General features: G+C 71.1%; 17 protein-coding genes. 6 read left to right on the plus strand and 11 right to left on the minus strand.

What is annotated here, in order from left to right; translation table 11 throughout:
• Positions 1 to 123 precede the first annotated feature (123 nt).
• The gene (locus B6N23_RS03400) at positions 124 to 261 is read left to right on the plus strand and encodes a hypothetical protein (RefSeq protein ID WP_305501848.1); all 138 of its coding nucleotides are present in this window, start codon (positions 124 to 126) and stop codon (positions 259 to 261) included.
• Here the strand turns inward: B6N23_RS03400 and B6N23_RS03405 are convergent.
• The 5 genes from B6N23_RS03405 to rfaH all read right to left on the minus strand — a co-directional run bounded on the left by B6N23_RS03405 (position 245) and on the right by rfaH (position 3,375).
• Positions 245 to 1,402, minus strand: coding sequence for a PqqD family protein (locus B6N23_RS03405; RefSeq protein WP_305501850.1), 1,158 nt, complete (start codon positions 1,400 to 1,402; stop codon positions 245 to 247). The genes B6N23_RS03400 and B6N23_RS03405 overlap by 17 nt on opposite strands.
• 44 nt (positions 1,403 to 1,446) lie before the next feature.
• Positions 1,447 to 1,803 (minus strand): hypothetical protein, encoded by a 357-nt coding sequence (locus B6N23_RS03410; protein ID WP_305501852.1) that lies wholly within the window; start codon positions 1,801 to 1,803, stop codon positions 1,447 to 1,449.
• Between the two features lie 245 nt (positions 1,804 to 2,048).
• A complete protein-coding gene (ccoM, locus tag B6N23_RS03415) occupies positions 2,049 to 2,162 on the minus strand; it encodes a cytochrome c oxidase subunit CcoM (RefSeq protein WP_276110359.1) in 114 nt (37 codons plus the stop codon).
• Positions 2,163 to 2,290: 128 nt separating this feature from the next.
• Entirely contained in the window at positions 2,291 to 2,800 is a 510-nt protein-coding gene (locus B6N23_RS03420; protein ID WP_305501860.1) for an FKBP-type peptidyl-prolyl cis-trans isomerase, read from the minus strand.
• A 38-nt stretch (positions 2,801 to 2,838) separates the two neighbouring features.
• Positions 2,839 to 3,375 (minus strand): transcription/translation regulatory transformer protein RfaH, encoded by a 537-nt coding sequence (rfaH, locus tag B6N23_RS03425; protein WP_110067986.1) that lies wholly within the window; start codon positions 3,373 to 3,375, stop codon positions 2,839 to 2,841.
• A 181-nt stretch (positions 3,376 to 3,556) separates the two neighbouring features.
• Here rfaH and B6N23_RS03430 point away from each other — a divergent pair, with 181 nt between their 5' ends.
• A complete protein-coding gene (locus tag B6N23_RS03430; protein WP_305503941.1) occupies positions 3,557 to 4,924 on the plus strand; it encodes an AmpG family muropeptide MFS transporter in 1,368 nt (455 codons plus the stop codon).
• Between the two features lie 37 nt (positions 4,925 to 4,961).
• Here B6N23_RS03430 and B6N23_RS03435 read toward each other — a convergent pair whose 3' ends face one another.
• Complete coding sequence (locus tag B6N23_RS03435) at positions 4,962 to 6,800, minus strand: SEC-C metal-binding domain-containing protein (protein ID WP_305501863.1); 1,839 nt, start codon at positions 6,798 to 6,800, stop codon at positions 4,962 to 4,964.
• Between the two features lie 63 nt (positions 6,801 to 6,863).
• Complete coding sequence (locus tag B6N23_RS03440) at positions 6,864 to 8,108, minus strand: ABC1 kinase family protein (protein WP_302142187.1); 1,245 nt, start codon at positions 8,106 to 8,108, stop codon at positions 6,864 to 6,866.
• Positions 8,109 to 8,233: 125 nt separating this feature from the next.
• On the opposite strand from B6N23_RS03440, the gene B6N23_RS17090 reads away from it, so the two are divergent.
• The 4 genes from B6N23_RS17090 to B6N23_RS03455 all read left to right on the plus strand — a co-directional run bounded on the left by B6N23_RS17090 (position 8,234) and on the right by B6N23_RS03455 (position 11,836).
• Complete coding sequence (locus tag B6N23_RS17090) at positions 8,234 to 9,415, plus strand: DNA topoisomerase (protein WP_439649831.1); 1,182 nt, start codon at positions 8,234 to 8,236, stop codon at positions 9,413 to 9,415.
• Positions 9,348 to 10,142 (plus strand): DNA topoisomerase, encoded by a 795-nt coding sequence (locus B6N23_RS17095; protein WP_439649832.1) that lies wholly within the window; start codon positions 9,348 to 9,350, stop codon positions 10,140 to 10,142. Before B6N23_RS17090 ends, B6N23_RS17095 begins: the two co-directional genes overlap by 68 nt.
• Before the next feature lie 36 nt (positions 10,143 to 10,178).
• Positions 10,179 to 11,195, plus strand: a complete 1,017-nt coding sequence (locus B6N23_RS03450) for a ketopantoate reductase family protein (protein WP_305501865.1) — start codon at positions 10,179 to 10,181, stop codon at positions 11,193 to 11,195.
• Positions 11,196 to 11,269: 74 nt separating this feature from the next.
• Entirely contained in the window at positions 11,270 to 11,836 is a 567-nt protein-coding gene (locus tag B6N23_RS03455; protein WP_305501867.1) for a hypothetical protein, read from the plus strand.
• 111 nt (positions 11,837 to 11,947) lie between these two features.
• Here the strand turns inward: B6N23_RS03455 and ppc are convergent, their stop codons facing one another.
• The 4 genes from ppc to rlmD are packed head-to-tail and all read right to left on the minus strand — an operon-like array spanning position 11,948 to position 19,248.
• On the minus strand, positions 11,948 to 14,596 hold the full coding sequence (gene ppc / locus B6N23_RS03460) for a phosphoenolpyruvate carboxylase (protein ID WP_305501869.1): 2,649 nt from the start codon (positions 14,594 to 14,596) through the stop codon (positions 11,948 to 11,950).
• The gene (gene mazG / locus B6N23_RS03465; RefSeq protein WP_305501871.1) at positions 14,593 to 15,510 is read right to left on the minus strand and encodes a nucleoside triphosphate pyrophosphohydrolase; all 918 of its coding nucleotides are present in this window, start codon (positions 15,508 to 15,510) and stop codon (positions 14,593 to 14,595) included. Before mazG ends, ppc begins: the two co-directional genes overlap by 4 nt.
• Positions 15,507 to 17,783, minus strand: a complete 2,277-nt coding sequence (relA, locus tag B6N23_RS03470; RefSeq protein ID WP_305501873.1) for a GTP diphosphokinase — start codon at positions 17,781 to 17,783, stop codon at positions 15,507 to 15,509. Before relA ends, mazG begins: the two co-directional genes overlap by 4 nt.
• Complete coding sequence (rlmD, locus tag B6N23_RS03475; protein WP_305501875.1) at positions 17,776 to 19,248, minus strand: 23S rRNA (uracil(1939)-C(5))-methyltransferase RlmD; 1,473 nt, start codon at positions 19,246 to 19,248, stop codon at positions 17,776 to 17,778. Before rlmD ends, relA begins: the two co-directional genes overlap by 8 nt.

A 19,248-nucleotide genomic window follows, 5' to 3' on the forward strand; every position in this document is an offset into this window, starting at 1 on the left:
AACCAAGGAAGGAGTCACCATGGCGCCGCAGGAACGCGCCCCCACCCTCACCGGTCAACGTCACCGTGCAGGACTTCCGCCGCCTGCGGCGTGGCCTGGCGCTACAGCTGGTGACCGAGGGGGGTGGAGATCGAGGGGGTGGAGACCGAGGCCCAGGCCGATTTCCTGCGCCGCCATGGGGTGACGCTGATGCAGGGCTACCTGCTGGCCCGACCGGAGCCGGTGGAGGCCTTCCTGGCCAGGGTCAAGGGCAGTCGCTGACCATGCCGGCCGGACTCACCAGCCCGGCGGCGGCGAGCCCCGCCAGCAGGGCCTGGACATCCTCGAGCACCCTGACCCACGGCAGCCCGAAGTGCTCGCCCAGCAGCTCCGCCAGCTCTTCGGGGCTCAGGGGTTCATGGCGCAGCAGCTGCCAGATCAGCCGGCCGGTGGGGTTGAGCCGGTGGATCGCCCCGCTGGCCACCTCCACCAGGAAGAGTTCGTCGTCCAGCGGATAGTCGAGGACGCTCTGCTCGGGCGCCCAGGGGCCATCCGGCAGGGCCCCCGTCGACAGCGTCGGGCGCGCCACCAGACTGGCCGCCGGCAGCGCTGCCGGCAGTGGCCCGCTCAGGGCCTCACCCAGGGCCCTGGCCGCCGCCAGCGGCTCCGAATAGCGCAGCAGCAGACAGGGAACCTGCCCCATCAGCGGCAGGAAGCGCTCCATCAGGGCCTCGCTCGCGACCTCAGGGGCAAAGTTCTCGCATAGCAGCTGCAGCAGCCCCTCTCCCGGCGCCAGTCGGCTAAGCGCCGGGGCCACGGCCCCCTCGTCCCGCGCCAGCAGCACCACGGCACCCAGCGGGCGAACCTCGCCGTGGGACGCCAACCGACCACGCGGCGGCACCACGTAGCGGTAGCGCCTGTCGGCAGGCCCGGCATGGCGCTCGGCGTAGTCGAGGAAGCCGGGGGCGAAGCTCTCCGGCAACGGCAGGCGCAGGCGGGGAACGATGCCCAGCGCCATGCCCTCGCCCTCTGGCGTCAGGGCCAGCACATCATCACCGAACACCCGGAAGCCCGCGGCGGCGAAGGCGGCCGTCAGGGTGCTCTTGCCCGCCCGGTGGGGGGCCGGAAAGATCATCAGGCGCCCGTCGACCTCCACCGAACCGCCATGCAGCCCGATGCTGTCGGGGTGGCGGTCGAAGTATTCGCCGACCAGGTCGGCAATCAGGCTGCAGGCGGCCTCGGTGGGGGTGGAGAGAAAGAGACCCTCCGGCAGGGCCGGCGAGTGCTGGCGGTAGCCCCGCCCCTCGCGACCAAGCCGGATCGGCGGGGCCGCCCCCTCGGCCTCGACCACCTCGACAGGCCATCCCGCCATCGCCGCCCGCAGGGCATCGAGCACTTCGGGACAGTCGCTCAGACGCAGCACCCGGCCGAGGCTGGCCAGGCACAGGTCACATGACGCAGCGGCCCTCACCATCGGGGGGGGGGGGAGACGGAGACGATCAGTCGGATCCCGCTGCGCTCATCGTCGCGGCGATAATCGCGATCGCGATAGACGCCATCGCGGCGGTCGCGACGATAGCCGCCGCTGGGTCGTGAATAGCTCGGGCGGGAATAGCCTGGGCGGCTGAAGCTCGGGCGGGAGTAGCCGGGACGGCTGAAGCTGGGACGGGAGCGTCGGGAGTGCTGGGCCTGTGCCTGGCCGAGGCTGAAGAGGGTCGGGGCGACGTAGGCGCCGGCGATCCCGATGCCCAGGGTCGCCAGCAGCCGGCGTCGGCTCTGGCGCTTGCGCTCGTTCGGGCTCTCGGTGTCACGCTGGGCGGTCATGGCGGGCTCTCCGGATTATCGAACAGCGTTCATTCTAGCGCTGCCCAGACCCGCTTCACCAGCCGACCAGGGAGACCTGGCGATGATCGCGGCCGGGTTCCGCGAAGCCTGCACATTCTGCCCGGCGCCGTCGGTCAAAAACGACAGGCGGACAAAAACGACAGGCGAAAAAAAGCCGACCCAAGTGGGTCGGCTACAGGGGGGATGACTCCCCCCTCCCCTGACGACTCTTGATGCAGCTGGCTTCAGTGCTTCTTCTTGCGATGATCCCGCACGATGAAGGTAATCCAGCCACCCATGAAAGCGATCATCATCGCGACGGTGACCAACCCGAAGATTACGGCGTCATCCAGATACATGTGCGTGTCCTCCCGTCTCGATGTGTTGAGAGGACTTTAGCCCGGGGAGGCGGGAAAAAACCTGACCTGCATCAAATTCGACTCCGCCGCCCCGCGGGGGCGGGACGAATATTGATGCAGGTCAGTTTTCACAGCACCTTCTTGTCTTCCACGCTGGCGTGATCGGTGCCGGGCGGCAGCGGATGGCCCTTGGCAAGCTCCGCGCGAGTGGCGTCGCGCACCCCGAGCACCTCCAGCCGATAGCGCAGGGTGCGGCCCGCCAGCGGATGGTTGGTGTCGATCAGCACGCTGTCATCGCGCACCTCCAGCACCGTGACCACCTGGGGGCCGGCTTCGCCGGGGGTCTGGAAGCGCATGCCCGGCGCCAGATCGCTTACCGGGAAGGCGCCGCGGCCGACCTCGCGCACCAGCGCCTCGTTGCGCAGCCCGTAGGCCTCCGCCGGCATCAGGGTCACGGAGAGTTCGGCGCCCGCGGCCTGGCCCTCCAGGGCACGCTCCAGCCCCTCGACGATATTGTGGTGGCCGTGGAGGTACTCCAGGGGCTGCTGGCGGGCACGGGAGTCATCCAGCAGCGCGCCGTCGGCGGTATCGGTCAGGACATAGTGCAGGGTCACGACCCGCTGGGGGGCGATCGTCATGGCAGTCTCCTCGGACAGGAACGGGGGGGCGTTATGGCTCAGCTGCGGCGCAGCTGGGCCACCGGTACCTCCAGGCGCTGCTGGCGGTGCAGCAGGTTGAGCAGCACGATGGCGCGCTCCTCCCCCTTGTGGCTGGCAAAGACCGCCTGCAGGTCCTTGAAGGGCCCCTCGGTGATGGTGACCGGCTCGCCGGTGCGGAAGTAGAGGTTGACGGTGGCGTCGTCGCGCTCGCTGCCGTGCTCACGCAGGGTGGTGATCAGCGCATCGCTCACCGCCACCGGCATGTCTCCGAAGCCGACCAGCTTCAGCACGCCGCGGGTCGAGCGGATCGGGCGCCAGTTGCTGACCAGCCGATCGAGGTGAATGAACAGGTAGTAGGGGAACAGCGGCTCGCTGACCCACTCGAGCTTGCCGCGGCGCTTCTTCTGCACCTCGAGCACCGGGTGGAACACCTCGTAGCCCTGGTTGGCCAGGTGCTCGGCGGCACGGAACGACTCACCGCCCTTGCACTGGATCACGTACCAGCGGGGGACGGCCTCGTCGCCGGACTCAAGGGTCGCATCGTTCTCGTTCATGGGACACCTGACAGGTAGGGCTGGACGCTGGTATCACCGCCCGGGCTCTGCAACAATCGGCGCGATGCCCGGGCCGTCGGCTCGGCAGCCAACCCCCTGATTCTACCATCGATGGTGACCGCCTGTGACGGCCCGCCGTCCGGGTGGCTCGCAAGGAGTGCCCTGCCCGATGCCAAGCCCCATGCCCAGCCCAACGCCGCACCGCAGCTGGCGCGACGCCCTGGCGATCTACCTGCGTGCGCCGGTGATCACCATGCTGTTCCTCGGCTTCTCGGCCGGCCTGCCCTTCCTGCTGGTGTTCTCGACCCTCTCGGCCTGGCTGCGCAGCGATGGGGTCGAGGTGGCCGCCATCGGCTTCTTCTCCTGGATCGGCATCCTCTATTCGATCAAGTTCTTCTGGGCGCCGGTGGTGGATCGCCTGGCCCTGCCGCTGCTGACCCGCACCTTCGGCCAACGGCGCGGCTGGATGCTGCTGGCCCAGGCGATGATCGCCGCCGGCCTGGTGGGGCTGGCCAGCCTCGATCCGACCCGGAACCTGGCCATGGTGGCGGGTTTCGCGCTGCTGGTGGCCTTCGGCAGCGCCACCCAGGACATCGCCATCGACGCCTTCCGCATCGAGTCGGCCCCGGACGATATCCAGGCGGCCATGGCCTCCACCTACATCATCGGCTACCGCGGCGGGCTGCTGGCCGCCGGTGCCGGCGCCATGTACTGGGCCTCCTGGCTCTCCTGGGAGGCGGCCTACCTGACCATGGCCGCCCTGGTGGGCATCGGGGTGGTCACCGTACTGCTGCGGCCTGAGCCTGCGCGCCTTTCGCTCACCACCCAGCTGATCCACGAGCCGAAGGTGCGCGCCTTCCTGCGCGCCAGCCGCGGCAAGCCGCGCCAGCTGCGCCGCCTGGGCGCCTGGGTGATCGGCGCCATCGTCTGCCCCTTCACCGACTTCTTCAGCCGCCACCGCCTCAAGGCGCTGTGGCTGCTGGTGTTCATCGCCGTGTTCCGGATCAGCGACCTGGCCATGGCCTCCATGGCCAACCCGCTCTATATCGACATGGGCTTCTCCCTGGCCACCATCGCCAACGTCACCACCGTCTTCGGCATCGCCATGAGCGTGACCGGGGGGATCCTGGGGGGGCTTCTGGTGGCGCGCTACGGCATCGGGCCGATCCTGGTGCTGGGGGCGGCGTCTGCCACCCTGACCAACCTGCTGTTCGCCGCCCTGGCCCTGGCCGGCCAGAGCCTGCCGATGCTGGTGATGGCGATCGTCGGGGATAACCTGGCCAACGGCCTGGCCAGCGCGGTGTTCATCGCCTTCCTCTCCAGCCTAACGTCAAGGGCATATACCGCGACCCAGTACGCGCTCTTCTCGTCGCTGATGACCCTGCCGGGCAAGTTCCTCAGCGGCTTCGGCGGGCTGGTGGTGGCCGCCGAGGGCTACGCCACCTTCTTCGTCATTGCCACGGCCCTGGGCCTGCCGGCGATCGCGCTGGCGATCTGGATCAGCCGCGACCGCGACCTGGTGCCGGCCCCGCTGGCCCGCGGGACCTGACAGCTTAAGCACGGCTGGCCCTGCGGGCGCCGGGAGACTAGCGCTCGTCGAGCCAGGCCTGCAGCCAGGCCAGCGCCCCGGGGGTGGCTCGCCACTGGTCGCGCATCAGGGTGCGATACTGCCACGCCTCTGCCCGGGAGCCCGGCTCGGCCACCCCGTCGCCGGCGACGGCGGGCAGCGGGCGGGGGCTGTCGGCGCACAGCAGGGCCAGGGCATAGCCGTTGTGTCGACGGGCCTCCTCCAGCGCCTCGGCGGCCTCGGCCTGACGCTCGAGACGATAGAGCGCCAACGCGCGGCCCAGCAGCAGACCCAGCGCCGCCTCGCCCAGCTCCTCTCCCGCCGGCGGGTGGCTGACGGCGAGCGCCTCGTCGTCGCGCCCGTCGCGCAGCAGCTGGTCGAGCACCAGCTCCCGGAGCCCCAGGCTATCGTGGTCATCCAGCGCCAGCAGGCACTCGGCGAGCCGCCGGGAACGCTGGCGTGCGCCGCGCTCCATGCCCACCACCAGCGCCAGGCCGGTGCGCAGCAGCAGGGCGTTGTCGGCATCGTCCCAGGCCAGGGTGCCGGGCCCCTCCCCGGCCGCCTGGTCGAGCCAGCGCTCCAGCCGCTCGGCCAGGGGCACGAAGAGGCTCGGGGCCATCCAGGGTAGGCTGCCGAACCGGGTGGTGAGCGCCAGGGCCAGGCCCTGGAGCACCGCCGGGGCATCGAGCCACTCGGGGTGGGCACAGAGCTCGGGCAGCCACTCGCCGGCCGCCGGCCAGGGGTCATCCTCCAGCCCCAGCGGCGACTCGCTGACTGCCTCCGCCGGGAAGCAGGCGAGCCATGCCGCCGTGAGGGCCCGCTCACGCTCGCCCTGGTGGTATTCGAGACGCCCCTCGTCGCTGCGAGTGATCTGCAGCCGAGGAGCGGTGGGCAGCACCTCCAGCAGGGCCTGCAGCGACGCCAGCGGACCGGCCAGGTCCTCCTCGGCGTTGAGCAGCTGCTCGGCCAGGGCCAGGGTGGCCCCGGGGTTGTCGGCCAGGTCGGCCAGGAACTCCAGCTGGTCGGGATCCAGCTCGCCCTGGCGGGCGAGGCGGCGGAACCAGAAACGAGCCCGCTCGGCGGCCTCCTCCTCGTGCCCCTCGTGGAGCAGCAGCATCGCCTCGATATAGGCCAGGGTCGGTGAGTGCGGCAGCGCCTGCTGGGCACGCACGAAGGCGGCCCGGGCGCTGTCGAGGTCGTCGGCGTCGAGATGCATCAGGCAGAGGCGCTCCAGGGCCACTCCCCTCAGGAACAGCGGGCCCTGCTCGAGCACGGCGTCGAGGAGGGCCTCACGCTTGTGACGGAAGCCGCGCTCCTGGTAGAGGTCGATGAGGATCTCGAAGGCGGGCTCGGCCTGCTCGGGCAACCGCGACCAGTCGCCGCGCTCGAACAGCGATTCGAGGATCTGCTGAGCGCGGCCACGCTGGCCGGTCTCGGCGGCGATCAGCCCCGCCTCGAGCAGCGCCTGGGCCGGGGCGCGACCGCTCTCCAGGGCCGCCTTGAGGGTATCGCCCTTCCACTCCCGCAGCGACAGCATCCACATCAGGTGGTCGGGCACCGGACCGGGCAGGCGCACCGCCCCGCAGCACTGCTTGGTCTTGCGGCCGGAGTCGCACCAGCAGGGCTCGTTGCGGCCCGGGCGCGCCAGGGGTTCGCAGGCGAAGCCGAGGCGTTCCAGCGGCGTCTGGGACCACAGCTCCGGTGCCAGCGCCTGGGCCATGGGCAGATTGCCACCCACCAGCGCCGGGCCTTGCTCGCGGGCCCAGGTCATCAGCGCCGGATAGCGCTCGTCGCGGCGAATCGCCTTGAGGGCTCCCGAGGCAAACCCCAACAGCTGTTCGACCCATACTGCCAGCATGGCACTCTCCACCGTCCGGAAAACGGCACAGTCTACCAGTCCGCCTGGCGGCTGGGCAGCCGCTCAGCGCCGCGCCCACTCCAGCAGCGGCCGGGTACGGGCCTGCATGTCGAGCCGGGCGCCCAGGCGCACCAGGTTCCAGTAGTGGCCGTTGAGGGTGCGCGACAGCAGCAGTGTCTCCGCAGGCGGCTGCAGGCGGTCCATGGCGGCCCACACCTTGGGGGTGAGGTCACGCAGGCGGCGGTGCACCCGCACGTCGCCGAAGTCCTGCTCGCCGGGCGCAAACAGCGGCGATACGGCCTCGGCGGATTCCCGGTAGAGCGCCAGCGGGGCGCCGTGCCCCTGGCGGCCACCGAGCCTGAGCAGCGCCTCGTCCATGGCCATGGGATCACCCGCCAGGGTCGCCTCGAGCAGCTGCATCATGGCGCGCAGGCGCGGCTCGGGGACCGGGATCACCGCCCCCAGGTCGTAGATCACCAGGCGCCCCTGCGCGTCGACGGCGAAGTTGCCGGCGTGGGGGTCGGCGTGGAGCTCGCCATGGGTGAAAAGCTCCTCGGTGAGCCAGTCGGCCAGGGTCACCGCCACGCCCTGACGCAGGGCATCGTCGCCCGATTCCAGCTCGCGCAGCGGGGTTCCCGGCGCATAGCGCATGGCCAGCACGCGCTCGCCGCAGAGCGCGGGCAGCGGCTCGGGGATCACCAGGTTCTCGAGGTGGGCATAGCGCGCCCGGTAGCGGGCCAGCGCCTCGGCCTCGGCGCGGTAGTCCAACTCGCCACGCAGGCTGGCGGCGAGCTCCTCGAAGAGCGCATCGAGGCGCGCCTGGGGCACCTTGAACCAGCGGCCCAGCCGCATCAGCCGGCGCACCTGGGCCAGGTCACTCTCCAGCACCTCGGCGAGCCCCGGGTACTGCACCTTGAGCACCAGGATCTCGCCGTCCCGGGTCACGGCACGGTGCACCTGCCCCATGGAGGCGCTGGCGAAGGGACGCTCCTCGACCTCGCGAAACACCGCGTCGAGATCGCCATACTGAGCCACCAGGCTCTCGCGGATGCGCGGCCAGGGCATGGGCTCGGCCTGGCGCTGCAGGCGAGCGAGCTCCTCGGCCAGGTCGGGGGGCAGGAGGTCATCCCACTGGGACATGATCTGGGCCAGCTTCATGGCCGGCCCCTTGAGCTCGGAGAGCCCCTCGAACAGCGCCTCGCCCAGGGCCCGCCAGTCCGCCTGGCCGCCCAGCCGGGTGCGGATCAGCGCGCCGCCGGTCCGGGCACCCAGTCCCAGCAGTCGTCTCGTCCTGCCTCGTTCGCGCATGCTGTCGCTCCGCTCGTTGGGTCGAAATACCGATACAAGGATTGTACATCAAAATCATCTCGTGACACCTGGCCAGGGACACCGCCGGCTGGAAGAATATCCAGACTACCGCCGAAGAGCCTGCCATGCGCCTGATCATCGCCGAGAAGCCCAGTCTCGCCCGCGCCATCGCCGACGCCCTGCCCGGCGCCCCCCGCAAGCAGGAGGGCGCCATTGCCGTGGGCGACACCGTGGTGACCTGGTGCCTGGGCCACCTGCTGGAGCAGGCGCCGCCGGACGCCTATGACCCGGCCCTCAAGCAGTGGCGGCTCGATAGCCTGCCGATCCTGCCCAGCCGCTGGAAGCTGACGCCGCGCCCGAAGGCGCGTGGCCAGCTGGCGGTGATCCGCGGCCTGCTCAAGTCCGCCCGGGAGGTGGTCCACGCCGGCGACCCGGACCGCGAGGGCCAGCTGCTGGTGCAGGAGGTGATCGAGCACCTGGGCTGGAAGGGGACGGTCCTGCGTCTGCTGGTCAGCGACCTCAACCGGCCGGCGGTGCAGCGCGCGCTGGCCCGGCTGGAGGACAACGCCCGCTATCAGCCGCTCTATCGCGCCGCCGAGTCGCGCTCCCGGGCCGACTGGCTCTACGGCATCAACCTCACCCGAGCCTGGACCCTCACCGGGCGCCAGGCGGGCCACGACGGAGTGCTCTCCGTGGGCCGGGTGCAGACGCCGGTGCTGGGGCTGGTGGTTCGCCGCGACGCCGAGATCCGCGACTTCACCCCCCACCCCTTCTACGTGCTGTGGGCGGACCTCGCCGTGGCGCGCGGGACGCTGCGCGCCTGGTGGGCGCCCGGCGAGGGCCAGCCTCTGGACGACCAGGGGCGACTGCTCGAGCGTGCCCCCGCCGCTGCCCTGGCCGAACGGCTGCCCGGCGCCGAGGGGCGGCTCACCTCGCTCGAGACCCAGGAGAAGCGCCAGGCCGCCCCGCTGCCCTACTCCCTCTCCGCGCTGCAGGTAGACGCCGCACGCCGCTACGGGCTCTCTGCCAAGGCGGTGCTGGATACCTGCCAGGCCCTCTATGAGCGCCACCAGCTGATCACCTACCCGCGCTCCGACTGCCGCTACCTGCCCCAGGAGCACTTCGCCACCGCCAGGACCACCCTGGAGAGCGCCTGCCGGGCGGACGACACCCACCCTGCGCCAGTGGCTGGCCGGGGCCGACTTCACGCGGCGCTCGCGGGCCTGGAACGACAAGCAGGTGGGCGCCCACCACGCCCTGGCCCCCACCGGCCGGCCCATGGACCCCACCCGCCTCTCGGCCACTGAGGCCAACGTCTTCCGGCTGATCGCCCGCAACGTGCTGGCCCAGTTCTATCCCCCACTCGCCACCCGGGAGGTGAAGGCGGAGTTCCAGATTCTCGGCGAGGCCTTTCGCGCCCGCGGCCAGGAGATTCTCGAGGCGGGCTGGAAGCCGCTCTTCACCACCCGCGACGAGGCGCCGCCGCTGCCGGCGCTCAGCGAGGGCGAAGCGTGCCGGGTCGTCGAGGCCGCCGTGGAGGATCGCGAGACCCGCCCGCCGGAGCCCTTCAACGACGCCAGCCTGATCAAGGCGATGATGAACATCGCCCGCTACGTGGACGACCCGGCGGTGAGGCGCACCCTGCGCGAGCACGACGGCCTGGGCACCGAGGCCACCCGCGCCGGCATCATCGAGACCCTGGTGGAGCGCGGCTACCTGGTGCGGCGCGCCAAGGCGCTGCGTGCCACGCGCCTCGGCAGCGCCCTGATCGCTTCGCTGCCCGAGGCGGCCAGCCGCCCGGAGCGCACCGCCCTGTGGGAGCAGCGCCTCTCGGCCATCGCCGAGGCGGGCGCCGACCCCGCCCCCTTCCTCGGCGACCTGATCCGCGACCTGCACGGCCTGCTGGCCAGCGCCGACGCCGGCCGCCTGCGCCAGGCGCTGGCCACCGCCCGCGGCGAGGAGCCCGCCCCCGCGGGGGCGCGCCCCGGCCAGACGCCGAGGCACGGCCTCCCGTCGCCGCAGCGGAACCGGTAGCGGCACCCGTCGCCCGAGCCGCAAGCGGAGCGGCTCATGAACCGGCAGGGCACCCACTGGATCGTCGGCCCCGGCGCCCTGGGCCGGCTGATCGGCCTGCGCCTGGCCACCCGCCCGGGCCCGCCCGTGGCGGTGGCCCTGATCGGGCGCCGTCGCCTCCCCATGGAGCAGACGCTGGTCACCCCCCAGGGGGAGGCCCTGAGCGTCAGCGTGGCAACCGCCACCCTGGAGTCGCTGCCGACCGACCCGCCCGGCGTGGTGCACCTGACCACCAAGGCCTACGGCGCCGAGGCGGCCCATGTCGCCCTGGCCTCCCACCTGCCTGCCGGCACGCCGCTGGTGCTGTGGCAGAACGGCTTCGGCTGCCAGCCACGCCTCGCCCAGCGCCACGACGGCCCGGTGCTGTGTGCCACCACCACCGAGGGCGCCTACCTCGAGGCCGGGCCGGCGAGCGACGGCCGGGTGGTCCATGCCGGCCACGGCGAGACCCTGATCGGGACGCTCGACGACGCCAGGGACACCCGGCATGCCGCACTCGCCAGGGCCCTGGCCGGCGAGCTCGCCACCGCGCTCACCGACGCCGGCCTGGCCGCCCGGGCGGTCGACGATATCCACCGGCGGCTGTGGCACAAGCTCGCCGTCAATGCCGCCATCAACCCGCTGGTGGCACGCTTCGGCATCCGCAACGGCCAGCTGCGCGACCGCCCCTTCCGCCCCATGGTGGAGGCGGTCATCGCCGAGGTGGCGACGATCCTGGCCGCCGAGGGCATCGCCCCGCCCGACGGGGCGGGGGGCGTGATGGCGCGAGGGGAGGAGCATGCCCGGGACCTCGAGGCGTGGCGAGGCCTGGTATGGCGAGTGGTGGAGGGCACCGCCGGCAACCGCGCCTCCATGCTGCAGGACGTGCTGGCCGGGCGTCCCACCGAACACGAGGCGATCCTCGGCCCGCTGCTGGCCGCCGCCGACACCCATCGGCTCCCGGCCCCGCGCCTGACCGAACTGGCGGACTGGCTCAGGGCCCGGGAAGTGGCGGGCTCGAGCGACACTTGCTAGGCTATCTTGACACCAATCACTCGCCCTGAGGCTCTTGCCGAGGTCGGCCGGGCCCCAGCGCAAGGACAGGGATCATGAGAACGCGTTCCCTCTGCGCCTGCCTGCTGGCCTGCCTGGCCGCCACCGCCACGCCCGTGGCGCTGGCCGATGGCGCCCCCTCCTTTGCCGGCAAGGACAGCGACCTGATGCGCCTGGACAACGGCATGGTGATCGAGGGGCGCGACATCGAGACGCCAGACGGCTACACCTCCGGCTTCCGGCTCATCGCCGGCTTCACCCCGCTGCGCCTTCCCCGGCTCGACCTGGCCGCAGAATTCAGCTATCGCGAAAGCGACGAGGTGCCCACCCGGATGGGTGACAACAGCCTGCTGGTCAACTCGGTCAGCCTGGGCGGCAGCCTGATGGCCGGCGTGCGCATCGGCCAGCTCGGCCTCTACGCCAAGTCCGGCCTGGCGGGCTGGGAGGGCGACGCGGTGATCCCCCGGGATGCCCTCAATACCGCCGGCACCACCCGAGTGACTGGCCTCGGCGCCCGCCTGGAGTTCAACCACCTGGTCAGCCGCCTGGAGTTCGAGGAGTTCGATGCCCCGGACATGGCGCATCTCAACCTGTTCACCGCCTCGCTGCACTTCCCCTTCTAGAAGCAAGAAGCAAGAAGCAAGAAGCTAGACAGACAAGGTGTCCGCGCAGGCACAAGCCGCAAGGGGTTTCCTTGCCGCCTGTGCCTACTCGCCTGATGCGGGCCGAAGACCCTAGCCGGTATTGCGCAGCCCCGCCGCGATGCCCGCCATGGTGACCATCAGCGCCCGGGACAGGTCGGCGCTGATCGCCCCGTCGGCATCCCGGTTGCGCTGCAGAAGCTCCGCCTGCAGGCCATGCAGCGGATCGATATAGGGGTTGCGTACCGCGATGGCCTGGCGAATCAGCGGGGTCTTCTCCAGCAGCTCCTGCTGTTCAAGGGCCTGCAGCACCACCTGATGAAGCCGGCCGAAACGCTCGCGCAGCCGCTCGCCCAGCGCCTTGAGCGCCGGCTCGTCCACAAGGCGATGCTCATAGTAGGCCGCGATGCCCACGTCGGCCTTGGCCAGCAGCATCTCCAGCATGTCCAGGTAGGTGCCGAAGAAGGGCCAGCTATCGCGCATCTCCTGGAGCACCTCCAGGCCACCCTCCTCCTCCAGGCGCCGGGCGAAGGCCTCGCCGCTGCCCAGCCAGGCGGGCAGCATCAGCCGGATCTGGGTCCAGGCGAATATCCACGGGATCGCGCGCAGCGTCTCGACCCCACCGTCCTGGCGGCGCTTGGTGGGACGCGAGCCCAGCGGCAGCCGCCCCAGCGACCCCTCCGGCGTCACCGCCCGGAAGTAGGGCACGAAGTCGGGATCCTCGCGCACCACGCCGACATAGGCACGGTGGGCCACCTCGGCCAGGCGATCCATCTCCTCGCGCCAGCGGGGCTGCGGCGCCGGCGGCGGCAGAAGGGTCGCCTCCAGCACCGCACAGGCGTAGATCTCCATGGAGCGCAGGGCGATCTCCGGCTGGCCGAACTTGAAGCGGATCATCTCGCCCTGCTCGGTCACGCGAAGGCTGCCGTTCACCGACCCGGGCGGCTGGGAGAGAATCGCCGCGTGAGCCGGGCCGCCGCCGCGCCCCACGGTGCCGCCGCGGCCGTGGAACAGGGTCAGGTCGACACCATGCTGGCGGCATACCTCAACCAGGGTCTCCTGGGCGCGATACTGGGCCCAGGCCGCGGCCAGCTGCCCGGCATCCTTGGCCGAGTCGGAGTAGCCGATCATCACCTCCTGGCGGTCGGCGACGAGGGCGCGGTAGCCGGGCAGCGACAGCAGCCGGTCGATGACGTCGCCGGCATGGTTGAGGTCGTCCAGGCTCTCGAACAGCGGCGCGATGGGCAGCTTGACCTCGCCCCCCACCTCCTTCATCAGCAACGCCACGGCCAGCACGTCGGAGGGTTGCCCCGCCATGGAGATGATATAGGTGCCCAGCGCCTCGGCCTGCTCGCTGGCGATGACGCGGAAGGTATCGATCACCTCCCGGGACTCCGAGGAGCACTCCCAGCGGCGAGGAATCAGCGGACGCCGCGAGGCGAGCTCCTCGAGCAGGAAGGTCTGGCGCTGCTCCTCGCTCCAGTCGCGGTAGTGGCCAAGGCCCAGGCCATCGGTGAGCTCCTCCATCACCTGGGCGTGACGCCCCGCCTCCTGGCGGATGTCGAGTTTGGTCAGGGTCACCCCGAACACCGCCACCCGACGCAGGGTATCGAGCAAGGCGCCGTTGGCGATGGTGTCGAGGCCCACATCGCACAGCGAGCGGTAGCAGGTCAGCAGCGGCGCGAAGAGCTGGTCGCGGCTCTCGATGACCGGCCCACCGTCGAAGGGCTTGCCGTCCAGGCACGCCTTGGCCCAGTCGCGGGTCGCCTCGACCCGGGTGAGCAGCCGGCGCAGCAACTCGCGATAGGGTTCGGCGACATCCCCCACCTCGGCCTTCAGGGCGCTGTTGGCCTTCCACATGGAGAGCTCGGCCTTGAGCTGCTCCAGGTCACGCAGGTAGAGGTCGGCGGCCATCCAGCGTCCCAGCAGCAGCACCTCGCGGGTGACCCGGGAGGTGACGTTGGGATTGCCGTCACGGTCGCCCCCCATCCAGGAGGCGAAGCGGATCGGCGCCGAATCCAGCGGCAGCCGCTCGCCGGCGGTCTCCAGCAGCAGGTTGTCGAGGTCGCGATGGAAGTCGGGCACCGCCTGCCACAGCGAGTTCTCGATCACCGCGAAGCCCCATTTCGCCTCGTCCACCGGGGTGGGACGCTCGTGGCGGATCTCGTCGGTATGCCAGGCCTGGCTGATCAGCTCCTCCAGGCGCCCCTTGGCCCGGACGCCCCGCTCGGGGTAGTCGCCGGAGGACTCGATGGCGGTGAGGCAGTCGTCGATGGCATCGTACTTCTGGATCAGGGTGCGGCGGATGACCTCGGTGGGATGGGCCGTGAGCACGAGCTCGACGCGCATGGCGGCCAGGGTCTCGACGAGCTTGCGCGGCGTGTTGCCGGCCTCGCGGGCGCGGGCCAGCAGTTCACTGAGCACCGGCTGGCTGCCGGGGCGGTAGTCCTCCACGCGGCGAAAGCGCGCCCGATAGTGCTGCTCGGCGATATTGGCCAGGTTGAGAAACTGGTTGAAGGCGCGGGTCACCGGCAGCAGGTCGCGGTCGGGCAGGCGACGCAGGTAGTCGATCAGTTCGCGCTGGCTCGTCTCGTCGCCCTGGCGGCCGCGCTTGGCGAAGCCGCGGATGGTCTCGATCTTGTCGACGAAACCGGCACCCAGGTCATCGGCGATGGTGCGCCCCAGGCTATCGCCCAGGACACGAACGTTGTCGCGCAGGGATTCATGCAGGTCGTGGCTCATGGCCCAGAGTCTCCCGGAGTCGCTCCCGCCGTCGCGGGAGATGAGAAGGGGGGGGTGGAGTCGGCGGCGGAGTGCTCGGCGGCCTTGGCGGCCTGCCAGTGGCGCTCCATGAGGTCGAGGCCGGCCTCCTCGAGGGCCACGCCCTCGGCGATCAGGGCCGCCTCAAGATGGCGGAAGCGGCGCTCGAACTTGGCATTGGTGGCGCGCAGGCACTGCTCGGGATCGGCCTTGAGGGTGCGCGCCAGGTTGGTCACCGCGAAGAGCAGGTCGCCCACCTCCTCGGCGGCGTGGTCGCGGTCGCCGGCGGCCAGCGCCTCCTCGACCTCGTCGAGCTCCTCGCGGATCTTGGCGATCACGCCCCGCGCATTGGGCCAGTCGAAGCCGACCCGGGCGGCGCGCTTGGAGAGCTTGGCGGCCCGGGAGAGCGCCGGCAGGCTGCGCGGAACGTCGTCCAGCACCGACGCCGCGGCGGCGGCGGGCTCGGCCTGAACGCGTTCGGCGCGCTCCTCGGCCTTGAGGCTCTCCCAGCGGGAGTGGACCTGGGCCGTCTCGATCTCCTCGGCGGTCACACCCGGCGGGCGACGCGAGGCCAGGGTGCCGTCGGGGAAGACATGGGGGTGGCGGCGCAGCATCTTCTCGGTCAGAACGTGCACCACGTCGCCGAAATCGAAGCGCCCCTGCTCGTCACCGAACCGGGCGTAGTAGACCACCTGGAAGAGCAGGTCGCCGAGCTCCCCGGGCAGCTCATGCCAGGCCCGCCGCTCGATGGCATCGGCCACCTCGTAGGCCTCCTCGAGGGTGTGGGGGACGATGGAGTCCCAGTCCTGCCTGAGGTCCCAGGGGCAGCCCTGCTCGGGGTCGCGCAGCACGGCCATGAGGGTCAGCAGGTCGTCGAGGTCATGGCGATGGCTCATGCGCCCTTCCCCTTGCGCTTGCCCGCCTTGGCGCCGCTGCGCAGCCGGCGCACCTCGATCACGTTGGAGAGCTGCTGGATGCGCGAGAAGAGCCGCCCCAGGGTCTCCAGGCCATCCACCTCCACGGTGATCTGCATGCGCGCGATGCCGTCGTCGGAGTCGGTCAGGGTGTTGACCGCCAGCACGTTGACCTTCTCGTTGCCGAGCACGCCGGTGACGTCGCGCAGCAGGCCGGAGCGGTCCCAGGCCTGGACCTCGATATTGACCGGGTACTGGGTGCGTGCCCGCTCGCCCCACTCCACCTCGATGATGCGCTGGGGCTCGTCGAGACGCAGCTGCAGGATGTTGGGGCACTCCTGGCGGTGCACGGTGACCCCGCGCCCCTGGGTGATGAAGCCGACGATGGGCTCCCCGGGCACCGGGTGGCAGCAGTTGGCCATGCTGGTCTTGAGGTTGCCCACCCCGAGCACGGTGATGTCGCTCTGGCCGGCCTTGCCCGGCGAGCGCTTGGGCTTGGCCAGCAGGCGGTCGAGCTGCTCCTGGTCGTCGTTCTCCCCGAACAGCTGCTGGGCCTGGTGCAGCACCTGGCCGATGCGCAGGTCGCCGGCGCCGAGCGCCGCGTACATGTCGTCGGGGCTCTGGTAGTTGACCTTGCGCGCCAGGGTATCGAGGTCCATGTCCTCGAGGTCGAGGCGCTTCATCTCCCGCTCGAAGAGGGCGCGGCCCTCCTCCAGGTTCTGGTCGCGGGCCTGGTGCTTGAACCAGGCCTGGATCTTGGCCCGGGCGCGGCTGGTGCGCACGTAGCCGAGGCTGGGGTTGAGCCAGTCGCGGCTGGGGCCGCCCTTGCTGGCGGTGAGGATCTCCACCTGCTGACCGGTCTTGAGCCGGTAGGTGAGCGGCACGATGCGGCCGTTGACCTTGGCGCCGCGGCAGCGGTGGCCCACCTCGGTATGCACCCGGTAGGCGAAGTCGATGGGGGTGGCGATGCGCGGCAGGTCGATGACGTGGCCGTCGGGGGTGAAGACGTAGATGCGATCCGGGGCCACGTCGCTGTTGAGCCCCTCGCTGAGGTTGCCGATGTCGCCGACCTCCTCCTGCCACTCGAGCACCTGGCGCAGCCAGGCGATCTTCTCCTCGTAGCTGGAGCTCTTGGCCTTGGTGTCGTGGCCCTTGTAGCGCCAGTGGGCGCAGACCCCGAGCTCGGCCTCCTCGTGCATGGCGAAGGTGCGGATCTGGATCTCCAGCACCTTGCTCTCGGGGCCGAGCACCGCGGTGTGCAGCGACTGGTAGCCGTTCTTCTTGGGGTTGGCGATGTAGTCGTCGAACTCGTTGGGCACGTGGTGCCAGCGCGAGTGCACCAGCCCCAGCACGGTGTAGCAGTCGGCCACCTCGGGCACCAGGATGCGCACCGCGCGTATATCGTGCACCTGGGAGAAGTCGATGCGCTTGCGCTTCATCTTCCGCCAGATGGAGTAGATATGCTTGGCGCGGCCGTCGACGTCGTAGCGGGTGATGCCCTGGGTCTCCAGCATGCCCTTTAGGGCCTCGACCACCTCGGCGATATAGCGGTCGCGATCGACACGCTTCTCGGCCAGCTGGCGGGCGATCGCCTTGTAGTCGTCCTCGTGGAGGTAGCGGAAGGAGAGATCCTCCAGCTCCCACTTGAGGTGGCCGATGCCCAACCGGTGGGCCAGGGGCGCATAGATGTCGAACACCTCCCGGGCCACGCGCAGCTGCTTCTCGCGGGGGGCATCCTTGACCTGGCGCAGGGCGCAGGTGCGCTCGGTGATCTTGATCAGCGCCACCCGCACGTCGTCGATCATGGTCACCAGCATCTTGCGCAGGTTGTCCTGCTGGTCGTGCTGGCCCATCTCGTGGCTGGGCGTCTGGGAGGCGCTGATCGCCGCCATCTGCAGCACGCCGTCGATCAGGCCGGCGACCTCGCGACCGAACTGCCGGGTGATGGCCGGCAGGTCGATCAGCCCCTCGCGCACCGCCCGGTAGAGCACCGCGGCCACCAGGGTGGCCTGGTCGAGCTTCAGCTCACCGAGGATGTCGGCCATCTCCAGACCCATGCGAAAGCTGGAGCCATCGGCCAGCCAGCGACGGTGGGGCCGGTCGGACTCGCGCTCCAGGCGCTCGGCCAGCAGGCAGGCCTCGCGCAGCTGGGCCGGGTCGCGCAGCTTGACGTCTTCCTGCAGGCGCTCGATCCAGCGCTCGATGTCGACGCGCCCCGTGTCGGTCAGCGGCTGGTCCTCACGGACTTTAACCATCGGGCGTAGCTCCTTGCGGCTGCCGTTCTGCAGACGGGTGCTCGAACAGCAGCATCGATTCCAGGTGTGAGGTATGCACGAACATGTCGGCCACCGCGAGTCGCGTCAGCCGATAACCGCCATGCACAAGGCGTGCCGCATCCCGCGCCAGGGTGGCCGGATCGCAGGAGACATAGAGCACTCGCGGCACGGGGGCGGCTACCAGCGCCCCGCAGACGGCATCGGCGCCATCCCGCGGCGGGTCCAGCAGCAGGGCGTCCGGCGCGGCCTCGGCCAGCAGGGGCTGCACCGCCACGGCATCGTTGAGGTCGGCCTGGCGGGCAGTCACCGACAGGGCCCGCGCCGACGCATTGAGGCGGACGTTGTCGGCCAGCCGCTCGACCATGGCCGGGCTGCCCTCCACCGCCGTCACCCGGGCCCCGGCGGAGGCCAGCGGCAGGCTGAAGTTGCCGACGCCGGCGAACAGGTCCAGCAGCGACACGCCGTCAAGCCCCTCGAGCCAGGCCAGGGCGGTGGCCACCATCTGCCGGTTCACCTCGGCGTTGGCCTGCAGGAAATCCCCCGGGGCGAAGCCCAGGGTCAGCTCTCCCACGCCGCCCGCTGCGCCAGGGGCCGCTGGCACGCGACAGCTCAGCGCCGGCGCCGGGGTCAGCCAGGTCAGCGCCGGCGACTCGCGCCCCGCCAGCCAGGCCAGGTGCAGGCCATGCTCGGCGGCGAAGGCCTGCCAGGCCTCGCGGTCCTGGGCATGCTCCTTGAGCTGGCGAACCACCAGCGCCGGCCCCTGGTCGCTGTCGAGCAGCTCCAGATGCCCCACCTGGCGCGGCGCCGAGAGCGACGCCACCTGCTGGTGCAGGGGCGCCAGCAGGGCGTCGAGGACAGGCACCAGGATGGTGCAGTGGTCGATGTCCACCAGGCGATGGCTGTGGCGAGCGCGGAAGCCGAGGTGCACCTGCCCCTCGGCGTCGACCTTGACCCCGAGCCGGGCGCGGCGGCGATAGCCGCTGGCCTCCCCGGCCAGCAGCTCCGGCGCGGCGGGCGCCTCGATGCCCTGGCGGGCCAGCAGGTCGAGAAGCACCGCCTGCTTGTGGCGACGCTGGGCAGGCACGGCCAGGTGCTGGAGGTCACAGCCGCCGCAGCGGCCGAAGTGGGCACAGGGAGGCGCGACCCGGTCGGACGAGGCCTCGAGCACCTTGCGCACATGGGCCTCATCGAAGCGCTTGCGGGTGCGGTGCACCGCCGCCTCGACCCGCTCTCCGGGCAGCGCCCCCTCGACGAACAGCGCCTTGCCGGCGGCGTCATGAGCCAGCCCGCGGCCGTCGTGGGCCAGGCGCTCGATGGTCACCCCCGGGGACGGCTCCTCGCTGCCCGCGTGCTCACCGGGAATACCCCGGGGCGCCTGGCGCCCCTGCAGGCCCGAGACCCCAGACCGTTCACGGCGCGGCCGCCGCTTGCCCAGCATCGCCAT

The organism is Halomonas alkalicola, assembly GCF_030704205.1.
In the GTDB taxonomy this organism is placed as follows: Bacteria; Pseudomonadota; Gammaproteobacteria; order Pseudomonadales; family Halomonadaceae; genus Halomonas; species Halomonas alkalicola.

Coding starts and splice junctions, on each gene's coding strand:
- B6N23_RS03410 (WP_305501852.1), bottom strand. CDS start 1,803: ATGACCGCCCAGCGTGACACCGAGAGCCCGAACGAGCGCAAGCGCCAG.
- ccoM (WP_276110359.1), bottom strand. CDS start 2,162: ATGTATCTGGATGACGCCGTAATCTTCGGGTTGGTCACCGTCGCGATG.
- B6N23_RS03420 (WP_305501860.1), bottom strand. CDS start 2,800: ATGACGATCGCCCCCCAGCGGGTCGTGACCCTGCACTATGTCCTGACC.
- rfaH (WP_110067986.1), bottom strand. CDS start 3,375: ATGAACGAGAACGATGCGACCCTTGAGTCCGGCGACGAGGCCGTCCCC.
- B6N23_RS03430 (WP_305503941.1), top strand. CDS start 3,557: ATGCCCAGCCCAACGCCGCACCGCAGCTGGCGCGACGCCCTGGCGATC.
- B6N23_RS03435 (WP_305501863.1), bottom strand. CDS start 6,800: ATGCTGGCAGTATGGGTCGAACAGCTGTTGGGGTTTGCCTCGGGAGCC.
- B6N23_RS03440 (WP_302142187.1), bottom strand. CDS start 8,108: ATGCGCGAACGAGGCAGGACGAGACGACTGCTGGGACTGGGTGCCCGG.
- B6N23_RS17090 (WP_439649831.1), top strand. CDS start 8,234: ATGCGCCTGATCATCGCCGAGAAGCCCAGTCTCGCCCGCGCCATCGCC.
- B6N23_RS03450 (WP_305501865.1), top strand. CDS start 10,179: ATGAACCGGCAGGGCACCCACTGGATCGTCGGCCCCGGCGCCCTGGGC.
- B6N23_RS03455 (WP_305501867.1), top strand. CDS start 11,270: ATGAGAACGCGTTCCCTCTGCGCCTGCCTGCTGGCCTGCCTGGCCGCC.
- ppc (WP_305501869.1), bottom strand. CDS start 14,596: ATGAGCCACGACCTGCATGAATCCCTGCGCGACAACGTTCGTGTCCTG.
- mazG (WP_305501871.1), bottom strand. CDS start 15,510: ATGAGCCATCGCCATGACCTCGACGACCTGCTGACCCTCATGGCCGTG.
- relA (WP_305501873.1), bottom strand. CDS start 17,783: ATGGTTAAAGTCCGTGAGGACCAGCCGCTGACCGACACGGGGCGCGTC.
- rlmD (WP_305501875.1), bottom strand. CDS start 19,248: ATGGCGATGCTGGGCAAGCGGCGGCCGCGCCGTGAACGGTCTGGGGTC.